The following is a 12231-nucleotide window of genomic DNA, read 5'->3' on the forward strand; positions in this document are numbered from 1 at the left end:
ACCCTGAAGGGATGGCCCTGTTGGACTGGATCGCGCCGGAGAGCGGCCTTCGCGTGGAAGGCGACGGCGTGCTGCTGCGTCCCCCCCGGGCGTCCGACTACGCCGAATGGCGCGAGTTGCGCGCCGTCAGCCGGACCTTCCTGCAGCCGTGGGAGCCGACCTGGCCGGCCGACGACCTGTCGCGCGGCGCCTTTCGCCGCCGCCTGCTGGCCTATGCCCGCGACCGGGAGATCGGCGTCGCCTATCCGTTCTTCGTCTTCCGCGCGTCGGACGATGCGCTGACCGGCGGCATCACGCTCTCGAACGTCCGGCGCGGCGTCGCCCAGATGGGGTCGGTGGGGTACTGGTGCGGCAAGCCCTACGCCCGCCAGGGCCTGACCCTGGGCGCGGTGAGGGCGCTGTCGGACTTCGCGTTCCGCACCTTGGGCCTCCACCGGCTGGAGGCCGCCTGCATTCCCGAGAACCAGGCCTCGCGCGACCTGCTGAGAAAGGCCGGCTTCGCCGAGGAGGGACAGGCCAAGGCTTATCTCAAAATTAACGGGGCCTGGCGCGATCATGTCCTGTTCGGCCTGGTCAGCCCCCACGGCGGGCATGACGGACCGGACGAGGGGGTGTCGGTGTGACCGGCGCCTGCGTTTTGGGGGCCGCGGCCGGGATTCATGTCGAACGACCGCTGGAGCTGGGACGCCACCGCGACCCTCGAGGCGCTCGGCGCGGCCGACGTCGCCCTCTGGACCTGGGAGCCTGAGAAGGACCGCCTGCGGCTGACCGGGGCGACCCGGGCGTTGGGCCTGGGGCCGCTCGCGCCCGACTGTTCCTCCGCCGCCCTGCGCGCGCTGTCGCTGCCCCAGGACCGGGCGCTGGCCGAGGACCTGCTGCGCGTGCAGCCGCCCGGCGGCGAAGTGGCCGTGCGGCTTCGGATGCGCGGCGCCGGCGCCTGCATCTGGCGGGGCGTCTGGCTGGAGGAGGGGGTGCGCGCCGCCGGCGTGGTCGCCGCCGAGGTCAAGTTCGCCGCCTCGGACCAGGATCCGCTCACCGGCCTCCTGGACCGCCGCAGCTTCATCGCTTGCGCCCGCGAGCGCCTGCAGTCGCCGGGCGCGCACGAGCTGGTGGTCGCCGACCTCGACCGCCTGCGCCGCCTGAACGAGGCCCTGGGCCACGAGCGGGCCGACCTGGTGCTGGCCGCGCTGGGCTCCAGGCTGGCCGCCGCCTTCCCGCCCGGCGCGCTCCTCGGCCGTATCGGCGAGGACGAGTTCGCCGCGCTCGCCCCCGCCGGGCAGTCGCCGGGATCCGAGGCCCTGCGCCAGGCGCTGGAGCAGCCCCTGCGCGTGGCGGGCTTCGACATCCACCCTACGCTGTCCATCGGCGCCGTGGAGGCGCCGGGCGGCGAGGACGCGCCCGAGGCGGCCGAACTGCTGCGCCGCGCCGAGCTGGCCATCGAGGCCGCCCGCAGCCACGGGCGCGGCGGGGCCGCCGCCTACGGCCGCAGCCTGGAGACCGACGGCCTGTCGCGCCTGGCCCTGGAGGGCGACCTGAAGGGCGCGCTCAGCCGCGGCGAGCTCGTGCCCTTCTATCAGCCCATCGTACGCCTCTCGACCGGCGCGCTCTCGGGCTTCGAGGCCCTGGTCCGCTGGCGCCATCCCCGGCGCGGCCTGCTCATGCCCGAGCAGTTCCTGCCCCTGTGCGACGAGATGGGCATCATGAGCGAGATCGGCGCCATGATGATGCAGGAGGCGGCGCGCCAGCTCTCGATCTGGCGCCACCGGCACCGCGCGGCGGGTGAGCTGTCCGTGTCGGTGAACCTGTCCACCGGCGAGATCGACCGCCCCAACCTCGTGGCCGACGTCACCGCCATCCGGCGCGAGGCCGACCTTCCGCCCGGGGCCCTGAAGCTGGAAGTCACCGAGAGCGACGTCATGCGCGATCCCGACCGGGCCGCGGTGACGCTGCGGGCGCTGAGGGTGGCGGGCGCGGCGCTCGCCCTGGACGACTTCGGCACGGGCTTCTCCTCGCTCAGCTACCTGACGCGCCTGCCCTTCGACACGCTGAAGATCGACCGCTACTTCGTGCGGACCATGGCCACCAACGAGGGCTCGTCCAAGATCGTCTCCTCGGTCGTGAAGCTGGGCCAGGATCTCCACATGGAGGTGGTGGCCGAGGGCGTCGAGAACGCCGGCATGGCCCACCAGCTTCTGGCGCTGGGCTGCGACTACGGCCAGGGCTTCGGCTATGCGCCGGCGCTGTCGGCCCAGGAGGCCGAGGTCTATCTCAACGAGAGCTACGTCGACGGCGCCGCGCCCTTGAAGCTCCGAGGGGGAAGCGGGGGCTAGTCGGTCAGGCCCGGCCGGCGGCGGGGCCCAGGAACTTGGGGTCGATGCCGAGCTTGGCGAGCGCGCGGGCCCATTTGGTTTCGTAGTCGGTGTCGAACACCAGCGCCTCGTCGGCCTCGCAGGTGAGCCATACGTTCTCGCGGATCTCGTACTCGAGCTGGCCCGCCCCCCAGCCGGCGTAGCCGAGGGCGAGGCGGGCGAGCCGGGGATGCCCGGCCTCGTTGGCCATGGCCTCCAGCACGTCGCGGGTGGCGGTGAGCGCCACGCCGCCGCCGACCTCAAGGCTGGACTCGACACGGTAGTCGTCGGTGTGCAGGACGAAGCCGCGCTCCCGCTCCACCGGCCCTCCCACCAGCACCAGATCGGGCGGCAGGCGGATGGTGGACCTGACTTCCAGGCGCTCCAGGAGGTCGGGCACGGTCAGGCCCTGCACGGGATGGTTCAGGGCCAGGCCCATGGCGTGCTGCGGATCATGGGCGCAGATCAGGATCAGGGTGCGCTCGAACCGGGGGTCCGAGATCCCCGGCATGCTGATCAGCAGTTGGCCGGTCAGGAAGCCGCTGTCCATCGGGCGCAGTGTCGAGCCTCTTCGTGGCGCTTTCAAGGAGGTTCGGCTATCAGCGTCGTCTCGAACCCGAAGGAGAACGGCCATGACCATCAAAGTCGGCGACAAGCTGCCCAATGTGACGCTCACCCAGGCGACCGCCGAGGGACCGCGGCCGGTTTCCAGCGAGGATTTCTTCAAGGGCAAGACCGTCGCTCTGTTCGCTGTCCCGGGGGCGTTCACCCCCACCTGCTCGGCCAAGCACCTGCCGGGCTTCAAGCAGGAGGCCTCGGCCATCAAGGCCAAGGGCGTTGACGAGATCGCCTGCCTCTCGGTCAACGACGCCTTCGTGATGCGCGCCTGGGCCGAGGACCAGGCCGTGGGCGAGGACATCGTCATGCTGGCCGACGGCAACGGCGACTTCACCAGGGCCGTGGGCCTGGACTTCGATGGCGCCAAGTTCGGCATGGGCCCGCGCTCGCAGCGCTATTCCATGATCGTCAAGGACGGCGTGGTCGCCGAGCTCAACGTCGAGCAGCCCGGCGAATTCAAGGTCTCGTCGGCCGACTACCTGCTGGCCCAGCTCTAGATCTTCGGAAAGGGCCGGCTCAGGAAGCGTGAGCCGGCCTCGCCGAACCGCCAGGGCGTCGCCGCGCCCTTGGTGATGCCGATCCTGGGGCCGGCGACCAGCCCCGCGGCCGGCCCCGGCGCAAGCGCGAAGGGCGGGCGGTCCAACGGCAGGCCGTCGTGGGCGCGGGTGATCGCCAGCGCCTGGCAGAGCTTCCCCGGCCCCGAGCACAGGGCCCTGAGGTCGTCCAGGCCCCGTCGCTCGCGCATGACCTCGATCCCCGCCGTGGGCTCCAGCGCCCGGATCAGGACGGCGCTGCCGGGATGCTCGCCGCAGACGAAGTTCAGGCACCAGTGGACGCCGTACGAGCGGTAGACGTAGGCCCGGCCGACCGCGCCGAACATGGCCGCGTTCCGCTCGGAGGGGCCCGAGAAGCTGTGCGAGGCCGGGTCCTCGTGGTGATAGGCCTCTGTCTCGACGATGCGGCCGCCGACGCCGCCCGCCTGCACCTCCCAGCCGATGAGGTCGCGCGCCACCTCGGCCGGGTGGCGGCGCCAGAAGGCCCGCCAGGACGCTTGACGGTCCGCGTTCGAAGGTCCGGAATCGGCGGCAAGAAATGAACTCATGACCGGGGAGGATGCGCATGCCTTACGTCGAGGGCCATACCGTCCATGACGCCGACAGCCACATCATGGAGCTGCCGGGGACCATCCACCGCTACCTCGATCCGAAGTTCCGCGACGCCTTCATGGAGAAGACGGGCCGCAAGGACGTCCTTCCCGAGTGGTTCGCCCGGGCCGCCGACCAGCATGAAGACCCCGCCTTCCGGGCCGGGGCCGAGGCCAACATCCTGCTGCGCAAGAACTACGAGGCGCTGGGCGCCTTCCGGGCCGAAGACCGGGGCAGGACGCTGGACTACCTGGGCTTCGCCTCCCAGCTTGTCTTCACCACCGCCTGCCTGTCGAACTGGGGCCTGGAGCAGATGGGCGAGGTCGAGCTCGCGGGCGAGGCGGCCCGCGCCCACAACCGCATGATGACCGAGTTCTGCAGCGTCGACCGGCGGCTGCTGGCCACCGGCTATGTGCCGTTGGTCGACCGCAAGCGCGCGCCAGAGATCGCGCGGGAAGCCATCGAGCTTGGAGCCAAGGCGCTGGTGATCCCCTCGCGCCATCCGCCCGGCTTCTCCCCCAGCCACGTGGAGCTGGATCCGCTCTGGGCGCTGGCGCAGGAGGCGGGCCTGCCGGTCCTCTTCCACGTGGGCGGGGAGGAGAAGATGCATCCCGACTACCTGGAGAACGGCCTGCCCCGGGTGAAGGACTTCCACGGCGGCGACGAGAACTTCACCTCGGTCACCTTCATGGCGATCCCGATCAGCATCTGGCAGACGCTGTCCGTGCTGGTGATCGACGGGGTGCTCGACCGCTTCCCGAAACTGAAGTGGGGCGCCATCGAGCTGGGGGCGTCCTGGCTGCCCAGCCTGATGCGGTTCCTGGATTCCGGTTGCGCCGCCTTCGGCAAGGAGGAACGGCTCCAGAAGCTGTCGGCCAGGCCCAGCGAAATCCTGCGCCGGCAGTTGCGGGTCACGCCGTATCCGCACGAGGACGTCCGCTGGATCATGGAGAACGCCGGCGAGGAGATGGTGCTCTTCTCCTCGGACTTCCCGCACATCGAGGGCGGTCGCAACCCGCTGAAGCGGTTCAATGAGAGCCTGGAAGGCGTAAGCGAGGCCGGCCGGCGGCGGTTCTACCGCGACAATTTCATCGATCTGATGGGCCAGGGGCTCGACCCCAGCCTGCACGACCTGCCCGCGCTCGCCGCCGCCTAGGCGCTGCGGGCGGCGCCGGCGTCCTCGGGCGCGGCCGATAGCGCCCGGACGATGGCGGCCATCAGGTCGGCCACCTGGATGGGCTTGGGCGTGTGGTCGGTGAAGCCCTGGTCCAGGTAGAGGTCGCGGCCGCCGGACATCACGTCGGCGGTCAGGGCGATCACCGGCGCGGCGCGGTTGGGACCGGCCGACCCGCGCAGCCGGACCAGGGCCTCGGCGCCGGTCATGCCCGGCATCTGGATGTCCATCAGCACCAGATCGAAGGGCTGGGCGGCGAGCTGCTCCAGGGCCTCGGGCCCGCTCGCGGCCTTCACCACCCGGGCGCCGAAGCCGGCGAGGAGCTGGTCGAGGACCATCAGGTTCACCGCGTTGTCGTCCACCGCCAGGATCGCCAGCCCTTCCAGGAGGCCGGAGGCGTCGGGGTCGGGCCCGGGCTCGGCCGGCGCCGTGGCCGCTCCCGCCACCTGCAACGGAATCTCGACATGGAAGGCGGACCCTTGGCCCAGCCTGCTCTCGGCCCAGGCGCGGCCGCCCATCAGGCCGGCGAGCTGCCGGACGATCGCGAGGCCCAGGCCCGTGCCGCCGAACTTCCGGGCCTCGACTTCGTCGCCCTGGGAGAAGCGGTCGAAGAGATACGGGAGTTGCTCGGGCGGGATGCCGGGGCCCGTGTCACGCACCGAGAAGGTGGCGATCACCCGGCCGGGGCCGTCCGGCCGGACCGAGACGATGACGTCCACGGCGCCGCGCTCCGTGAACTTCAGGGCGTTGCCCACGAGGTTGAACAGGATCTGACGCAGCCGGAGCGCATCGACCAGGACGAAGTCCGGCGCATCGGGCGCGATGGTCAGATTGAGGTCCAGGCCCTTCTGGTCCGCCCGGCCGCCCCAGAAGCCGATCAGACGGTCCATGAGCAGGCGCAGGTCCTCGTGTCGCGGCAGGATCTCCAGACGGCCGGCGTCGATCTTGGCCACGTCCAGGATGTCGTTGAGGATCGACAGAAGATACTCGCCGCTGTCGATCAGGGTGTCGACGCGGGCGATCTGGGCGGGGTCGGTCTCCTCCCGGCGAAGAAGCTGGGCCATGCCGAGCACGCCGTTCATGGGCGTGCGGATCTCGTGGCTCATGGTGGCCAGGAAGTCGGACTTGGCGCGGGTGGCCCGTCGAGCCTCCTCGCGGGCCTGGTCGGCGGCGCTGCGCTCGGCCAGCGCCTGATCGCGGGCGGCCTCCAGGTCGCGGACGAGGGCCAGGTTGCGGTTGAAGGCGCCGTGCCAGGCGCCGGTGGCGCGGGTCATGTTGGCCGAGATCATGACCAGCAGCATGACCAGCACGCCGCCGGCGAACAGCATGGCGATCGCTTCCCGGGGCGGGAGGGCCCAGGCGACGATCAGCGTGAAGGCCGCCAGCAGGGGGCCGGCGAAACCCCAGAACACCAGCCGCGAAAGCGCGCCCGCCGAGAGCGCGATGGCCATGATCATGCAGGCCAGGGTCGTGAAATAGGCCATCTCGCCCAGGCCGCCCTGGATGGCGACGGCCACGACGGGGACCATATAGACGGTGACGCGGGCGGCGACGAGCGCGGCCAGGCGCCGGAAGCCGGCCTGCGGCTCGGCCTCGCCGCTGACCAGCAGCCAACGCCGGAGCAGGTGTTGCTGGAGCGCATCGATGGCGGTGGCGGAAACGAGCAGGACGAGACCCGCTCCGGGATGGCCCAGCAGCCAAAGGCAGATCGCGCTCAGTGAGTTGAACACGATGTGTCCAAAGACCGGGAAGACCAGACCCCCCAGCGTGAGTTGATAGGCGGTGAACGCCTCGCCAGTCGGCGCGGCGGTCGGCTCGCCGGCGGTCATTTCCGCAGTCATGGATGCCTCTCCCCGATAGGGGAACTGCACCCAAAAGGTAAAACTTAAGAGAACAGCGGCATTTGGGCGCCGGTAGTCGGATACCTAGCCGGCCAGGGCGTCCGGCGTGGTGCGCTCCAGCTCGCTCCAGTCCACGGTGACGCCATCGGCGAGGCCGGGGGCCAGGCTCAGGACCTGGGCGGCGTAGAGCCGGGCCAGCGTTCCCTTGGCCTTCAGCCACGGGTCTTCGGAGCCGGCCGCCGCGAGCGCCTGGCGGCCCAGAATCCAACCCCCGATCACGTCGCCGGCCAGCTTCAGATAGGGGACGGACGCCGCCAGGGCCGAGGGATTGTCCGCCGCCAGCAGCCAGTCGGTGGCGCGCTCCAGGGCCGCGACTCCGGCGGCCAGGCGTCGACCCACGGCGGCGAGGCCCGCGTCGGCCGCCAGGGCTTCGGCGGTGAGGGCCATTTCGGCGCAGAGCGCGCGCATGGCCTGGCCGTCGTTCATGCGCACCTTGCGGCCCACGAGGTCGGCGGCCTGGATGCCGTTGGTGCCCTCGTAGATCGGCGCGATCCGGGCGTCGCGATAGTGCTGGGCCGCGCCCGTCTCCTCGATGAAGCCCATGCCGCCGTGGATCTGCACGCCGGCCGAGGCGACCTCCACGCCCAGGTCGGTGGACCAGGCCTTGGCGATGGGCGTCAGCAGCTCCTGGCGGGCCTTGGCGGCGGCGCGCTCCTCGGCGTCGTCCGAGCCGTGGGCCAGGTCGGCCAGCACGCCGGTGGTCAGGCAGATGCCCCGCGCCGCCTCGATCCTGGCCTTCATCAGGGTCAGCGTGCGGCGCACATCGGGATGGTCGTAGATGGCCGCCGGGTAGTCGCCGGACCAGACGGCGCGGCCCTGGCGGCGCTCCTGGGCGAAGGCCAGGGCCTGCTGGAACGCCCGCTCGGCGATGGCCACGCCCTGGACGCCCACCTGCAGACGCGCGGCGTTCATCATGACGAACATGTGGGCCAGGCCCGAGCCCAGCTCGCCCACCAGCTCGGCCTTGGCGCCCTCGTACAGCATGACGCAGGTCGGGGAGGCGTGGATGCCCAGCTTGTGCTCGATGGAGCCGGGGCGGAAGTCGTTGCGCGGGCCGAGCGAGCCGTCGTCCCTCACCTCGAACTTCGACGTCAGGAAGAGGCTGATGCCCTTCACCCCTGGGGGCGCGTCGGGCGTGCGGGCCAGCACCAGGTGGATGATGTTGTCGGTGGCGTCGTGGTCGCCCCAGGTGATGAAGATCTTCTGGCCGTAGAGGCGATAGCCGCCTTCGCCGTCCGGCTCGGCGCGGGCGGTGAGCGCGGCCAGGTCCGAGCCGGCCTGCGGCTCGGTCAGCACCATGGCGCCGGTCCATTCGCCCGAGACCAGCTTCGGCAGGACGAGGCGCTTCTGGCGTTCGGTCCCGTGCAGGGTCAGGGCCTCGATGGCCGCCTGGGTCAGCATGGGGCAGAGGCCGAAGGCCATGTTCGAGGCGTGCACCATCTCGAAGACGGCCAGCTCCATGGCCTTGGACAGGCCCTGGCCGCCGAACGCCGGGTCGGCGGCCAGCGAGTTCCAGCCCTGCTCGGCGAAGGCCTTGTAGGCGTCGGCGAAGCCGGGGGCGGCGGTGACCGCGCCGTTGGCGTACCTGGCGCCTTCCAGGTCCCCCTTGCGGTTCAGCGGGGCCAGCTCGTTGTCGGCGAAGGCGCCCGCCGCCTCCAGCACCGCCTGCACGGTGTCGGCGTCGAGGTCGGGATAGAGGCGCGCCAGCATCTGCGGATGGCCGACGGTCTGGAGGGCGAAGGCGAGGTCACGGACGGGGGCGCGGAAGGTCATGGCGCGCCTTCTAGACGCCTGCGCGCGCGGACGAAAGTTGCCGTTGGGGTCACCCCTCGTGTAACCGCCGCCTGTGGACGCCGCCGACCCCATTACAGCAGCCCGGGCGCTGAAGCGCGGCGGGCTCGTGATCATGCCCACCGAGACGGTCTATGGCCTGGCCGCCGACGCGGCGAACGCCCGGGCCGTGGCGGCGGTGTACGAGGCCAAGGGCCGGCCCAGCTTCAACCCCCTGATCGCCCATGTGCCGGACCTGGCGACGGCGCGCCGCATCGCCCGCTTCGACGACCGCGCCGAGCGGCTGGCGGAACGCTTCTGGCCGGGGCCGCTCACCCTGGTGCTGCCGGTGGCCGACCCCGAAGCCGTTTGCGACCTCGCCCGGGCTGGCCTGGACACGGTGGCCGTCCGCGCGCCGGCCCACCCCCTGGCGCGGGCGCTGCTGGAGGCGTTCGGCGGGCCGGTGGTGGCGCCCTCGGCCAACCGCTCGGGGCGGCCCAGCCCGACGACCTTCGCCGACGCCGTGGAGGAAACCGGAGCCGCCGCCGTCGCGGCCCTGGACGGCGGACCATGCGCCGTGGGCCTGGAATCCACCGTGGTCGCCCTGCTGGACGAGGCTCGGTTGCTGCGGCCCGGCGCCATAACCCGCGCCGAGATCGAGGCCGTCATCGGCCCGCTGGCGGAGGCGGAAGCCGACGCTAGGCGCTCCCCGGGCCGGTTGGCGCGGCACTACGCCCCGGACCTGCCGGTGCGGCTGGAGGCCGAGGCTCCGGCACCCTGTGAGGCGTTCCTGGCCTTTGGACCCGCGCCGGCCGGTGAGCGGGTCTTCAACCTCAGCCCCAAGGGCGATCTCGCCGAGGCGGCCGCCAATCTCTTCGCCTTGCTGCGCGCCGCCGACCGCTCGGGCGCCTCGGGGATCGCGGTCGCGCCGATCCCGGGCGAAGGACTGGGCGAGGCCATCAACGACCGGCTGAAACGGGCCGCCGGTTTCGTCGGGTGACCACGAGGACTATGGTCCGGCCATGACTGCTCCCGTCTCCGCCGACGTGATCTCGCGCCTGAAGGCCGTGCTCGGCGAGGGCGGCTGGAGCGAGGACGCCGAACGCATCGCCCCGAAGCTGGTGGAGTGGCGCGACCGCTGGGTGGGGCAGACGCCGTTCCTGGCGCTTCCGAAGACGACCGAAGAGGTGGCCGCCGTCGTGGGGATCTGCGCCGAGGCGGGCCAGCCGATCACCGTCCAGGGCGGCAACACGGGCCTGGTGGGCGGCCAGATCCCGAAGGGCGAGATCCTGCTCTCCACCGAGCGGCTGCGGGCGATCCGCGCCGTCGAGCCGCTGGACGACGTGCTGGTGGCCGAGGCGGGCGTCACCCTGGCCGAGGTCCACGCCGCCGCCGCCGAGGTCCGCCGTCGTTTCCCCCTGGGCCTGGCCTCGGAGGGGTCGGCCACGGTGGGCGGCTTCGTCTCCACCAATGCCGGCGGCACCCAGGTGCTGCGCTACGGCGTCGCCCGCAATCTGGTGTTGGGCCTGGAGGCCGTGCTGCCCAACGGCGAGGTCTGGAACGGCCTGAAGCGCCTGCGCAAGGACAACACCGGCTATGACCTCAAGCAGCTCCTGATCGGCGCCGAAGGCACCCTGGGCGTGGTCACGGCGGCGGCCCTCAAGCTCCATCCGGTGCTGGGCTCCCGCGCCGTGGCCTTCATCGGGATCGGTTCGCCCCAAGACGCCATCGAGCTGCTGGCCCGGGCCAAGGACGCGGCCGGCGGCGCCGTGGAGGCCTTCGAGCTGATGGGGCGTCTGGGCATCGACTTCGCGCTCAGGAACATCGCCGGCACGCGCGACCCGCTGCCCGAGGTCCATCCCTGGTACGTCCTGGCCGAGTTCGCCTCGGCCGAGGAAGGCTCCTCGGAACGGGCCATGCAGCGCCTCCTCGAGGAGGGGCTGGCCGCGGGCCTCGTCCGCGACGCCGTGGTCGCCCAGACGGAAGGTCAGGCCAAGGCGCTGTGGGCGATCCGCGAGAACCAGTCCCCCGCCCAGAAGCCCGAGGGGGCCACCTGGAAGCACGACGTGGCGGTGCCGGTCAGCAAGGTCCCCCGCTTCCTGGAGGAGGCCGACGCCGCCATGCGCGCCTTCGCGCCGGGCTGCCGGATCGCCGCCTTCGGCCACGTCGGCGACGGCAACATCCACTACGACGTGCTCCGGCCAGACGGCGGCTCGGACGCCGCGCATTCGGCGCGGCGGGACGAGGGGTCGCGCATCGTGCACGACCTCGTGGCGAGGCTGGGCGGCTCGATCAGCGCCGAGCACGGCCTGGGGGCCATGAAGACGCAGGAGGCGAAGCGCTACAAGAGCCCGGTCGAATTGGCGGCGCAGAAGGCCATCCGGCAGGCGTTGGACCCCAAGCGCATCCTCAATCCGCGGGTTCTTTTTTAGCCGGCCTTGGCGCTCGGTGCGGTCCCGCTTAAGAGGGCCGCGATGCTCATCGTGCTCTCCCCGGCCAAGGCGCTCGACTTCACCGACCCGCCGTCGCAGGCGCCGCTCACGGCGCCGGAGCTTGCCGAAGAGACGGCCGAGCTGGCCAAGGTCACGCGCAAGCTCACCGCCCGCGACCTGGCGCGGCTGATGTCGCTCTCCGACAGCCTGGCCAAGCTGAACCGGGAGCGGTTCCAGGCCTTCGATCCGGCCTCGGAAGAGGGGTTGCAGGCGGTCTTCGCCTTCAACGGCGACGTCTATCATGGCCTCAAGGCCCGCGAGCTGGACCGCAAGGCGCTTGCCTGGGCGCAGGACCATGTGCGGATCCTGTCCGGCCTCTACGGCGTGCTCCGCCCCCTCGACGCCATGCAGCCCTACCGCCTGGAGATGGGGACGCGGCTGAAGACCAGGCGGGGCGCCAGCCTCTACGATTTCTGGGGCGAACGGATCAGCCTGGCGCTGAACGCGGCCGCCCATGGCCATAAGGACAAGACCCTGGTGAACTGCGCCAGCGGGGAATATTTCGGGGCGGTCGACCGCAAGGCGCTGAAGCTGCCGGTGCTGGCCTGCCGTTTCCTGGAGGAGAAGGACGGGGAGCGCCGGATCATATCGTTCTACGCCAAGCGGGCGCGGGGGCTCATGGCCCGCTACGCCATCGACAACCGCATCGAGCGCGCGGCAGACCTGAAGGGGTTCGACGCCGACGGCTATCGCTTCGTCCCCGAGCTCTCGACGGACGAGGAATTCACCTTCTCGCGGCCCCAGCCCCCGCCGGCCGCGCAAGCTTCCAGGAAGGACGCCTGA

The 12231-nt window shown here is 71.6% G+C and carries 11 protein-coding genes; 7 read left to right on the top strand and 4 right to left on the bottom strand.

The features are described from left to right. The first annotated feature begins 11 nt into the window (after positions 1 to 11). Both ACK4TT_RS08995 and ACK4TT_RS09000 read left to right on the top strand, forming a co-directional pair. Positions 12 to 623, top strand: a complete 612-nt coding sequence (locus ACK4TT_RS08995; protein WP_410212855.1) for a GNAT family N-acetyltransferase — start codon at positions 12 to 14, stop codon at positions 621 to 623. Positions 624 to 659: 36 nt separating this feature from the next. After that, positions 660 to 2330, top strand: a complete 1671-nt coding sequence (locus ACK4TT_RS09000; protein WP_409639569.1) for a putative bifunctional diguanylate cyclase/phosphodiesterase — start codon at positions 660 to 662, stop codon at positions 2328 to 2330. Between the two features lie 4 nt (positions 2331 to 2334). On the opposite strand, the gene ACK4TT_RS09005 is transcribed toward ACK4TT_RS09000, so the two are convergent. Next, positions 2335 to 2898 (bottom strand): YqgE/AlgH family protein, encoded by a 564-nt coding sequence (locus ACK4TT_RS09005; RefSeq protein WP_410212856.1) that lies wholly within the window; start codon positions 2896 to 2898, stop codon positions 2335 to 2337. A gap of 82 nt (positions 2899 to 2980) precedes the next feature. Here ACK4TT_RS09005 and ACK4TT_RS09010 point away from each other — a divergent pair, with 82 nt between their 5' ends. Further along, on the top strand, positions 2981 to 3463 hold the full coding sequence (locus ACK4TT_RS09010) for a peroxiredoxin (protein ID WP_410212857.1): 483 nt from the start codon (positions 2981 to 2983) through the stop codon (positions 3461 to 3463). Here ACK4TT_RS09010 and ACK4TT_RS09015 read toward each other — a convergent pair. Beyond that, positions 3460 to 4068 (bottom strand): DNA-3-methyladenine glycosylase, encoded by a 609-nt coding sequence (locus tag ACK4TT_RS09015; RefSeq protein ID WP_409639560.1) that lies wholly within the window; start codon positions 4066 to 4068, stop codon positions 3460 to 3462. The genes ACK4TT_RS09010 and ACK4TT_RS09015 overlap by 4 nt on opposite strands. A 17-nt stretch (positions 4069 to 4085) precedes the next feature. Between ACK4TT_RS09015 and ACK4TT_RS09020 the strand changes: the two genes are divergently transcribed. Next, complete coding sequence (locus tag ACK4TT_RS09020) at positions 4086 to 5267, top strand: amidohydrolase family protein (protein ID WP_410212858.1); 1182 nt, start codon at positions 4086 to 4088, stop codon at positions 5265 to 5267. Here ACK4TT_RS09020 and ACK4TT_RS09025 read toward each other — a convergent pair. Then, entirely contained in the window at positions 5264 to 7126 is a 1863-nt protein-coding gene (locus ACK4TT_RS09025; protein WP_410212859.1) for an ATP-binding protein, read from the bottom strand. The genes ACK4TT_RS09020 and ACK4TT_RS09025 overlap by 4 nt on opposite strands. Before the next feature lie 84 nt (positions 7127 to 7210). After that, positions 7211 to 8959 (bottom strand): acyl-CoA dehydrogenase, encoded by a 1749-nt coding sequence (locus tag ACK4TT_RS09030; RefSeq protein WP_409639551.1) that lies wholly within the window; start codon positions 8957 to 8959, stop codon positions 7211 to 7213. A gap of 73 nt (positions 8960 to 9032) precedes the next feature. Between ACK4TT_RS09030 and ACK4TT_RS09035 the strand changes: the two genes are divergently transcribed. From ACK4TT_RS09035 to yaaA, 3 genes are read left to right on the top strand one after another with little or no spacing between them, the layout of a single operon-like run. Next, entirely contained in the window at positions 9033 to 9956 is a 924-nt protein-coding gene (locus ACK4TT_RS09035; protein ID WP_410212860.1) for an L-threonylcarbamoyladenylate synthase, read from the top strand. 22 nt (positions 9957 to 9978) lie between these two features. Next, positions 9979 to 11388 (top strand): FAD-binding oxidoreductase, encoded by a 1410-nt coding sequence (locus ACK4TT_RS09040; RefSeq protein ID WP_409639546.1) that lies wholly within the window; start codon positions 9979 to 9981, stop codon positions 11386 to 11388. Between the two features lie 42 nt (positions 11389 to 11430). Next, positions 11431 to 12231, top strand: coding sequence for a peroxide stress protein YaaA (gene yaaA / locus ACK4TT_RS09045; RefSeq protein WP_410212861.1), 801 nt, complete (start codon positions 11431 to 11433; stop codon positions 12229 to 12231).

This window comes from Phenylobacterium sp., from assembly GCF_046463815.1.
Taxonomy (GTDB): Bacteria; Pseudomonadota; Alphaproteobacteria; order Caulobacterales; family Caulobacteraceae; genus Phenylobacterium.

Coding starts and splice junctions, on each gene's coding strand:
- ACK4TT_RS08995 (WP_410212855.1), top strand. CDS start 12: ATGGCCCTGTTGGACTGGATCGCGCCGGAGAGCGGCCTTCGCGTGGAA.
- yaaA (WP_410212861.1), top strand. CDS start 11,431: ATGCTCATCGTGCTCTCCCCGGCCAAGGCGCTCGACTTCACCGACCCG.
- ACK4TT_RS09015 (WP_409639560.1), bottom strand. CDS start 4,068: ATGAGTTCATTTCTTGCCGCCGATTCCGGACCTTCGAACGCGGACCGT.
- ACK4TT_RS09030 (WP_409639551.1), bottom strand. CDS start 8,959: ATGACCTTCCGCGCCCCCGTCCGTGACCTCGCCTTCGCCCTCCAGACC.
- ACK4TT_RS09010 (WP_410212857.1), top strand. CDS start 2,981: ATGACCATCAAAGTCGGCGACAAGCTGCCCAATGTGACGCTCACCCAG.
- ACK4TT_RS09000 (WP_409639569.1), top strand. CDS start 660: ATGTCGAACGACCGCTGGAGCTGGGACGCCACCGCGACCCTCGAGGCG.
- ACK4TT_RS09020 (WP_410212858.1), top strand. CDS start 4,086: ATGCCTTACGTCGAGGGCCATACCGTCCATGACGCCGACAGCCACATC.
- ACK4TT_RS09040 (WP_409639546.1), top strand. CDS start 9,979: ATGACTGCTCCCGTCTCCGCCGACGTGATCTCGCGCCTGAAGGCCGTG.
- ACK4TT_RS09025 (WP_410212859.1), bottom strand. CDS start 7,126: ATGACTGCGGAAATGACCGCCGGCGAGCCGACCGCCGCGCCGACTGGC.
- ACK4TT_RS09005 (WP_410212856.1), bottom strand. CDS start 2,898: ATGGACAGCGGCTTCCTGACCGGCCAACTGCTGATCAGCATGCCGGGG.